The following is a 331-nucleotide window of genomic DNA, read 5'->3' as shown; positions in this document are numbered from 1 at the left end:
GGTGTCGCCCACCAAGGCGTCCACTTCGTCCAGGAACAGCACCGTGGGGCGATCGCATCCAAGCGACCATGTTTCCAGCAAATGCGTCAGCAGATCCTGGGCGTTGGTGTCCTGATGCTCCCTCAGCCAGCGACTCGGAGCGTCGTTGCCCAGATAGTGGTTGATGGATCGGGCAATGGCGCTGCAGGCTGCCTGGATGCCGAGCGTCGAGTCGCCACGCGCCGCCTGGGCGCCCTCGATATTGGCATAGGCACAGGCATAACGACCCTGCGCATTGATCGCCTGCATCATCGCCAGCAGCGTGGTGGTCTTCCCCGTCTGGCGCGGGGCA

General features: G+C 64.0%; 1 pseudogene. It reads right to left on the bottom strand.

The window, feature by feature from the left end:
• Positions 1 to 331: pseudogene (locus LPW29_RS15440) on the bottom strand (AAA-like domain-containing protein); the annotation flags it as partial.

This window comes from Ectothiorhodospira sp. 9100 (assembly GCF_022227565.1).
Classification (GTDB): domain Bacteria; phylum Pseudomonadota; class Gammaproteobacteria; order Ectothiorhodospirales; family Ectothiorhodospiraceae; genus Ectothiorhodospira; species Ectothiorhodospira marina.
The sequence above is the reverse complement of the archived record's forward strand: the minus strand, read 5'-3'. Positions and strand labels throughout refer to the sequence as shown.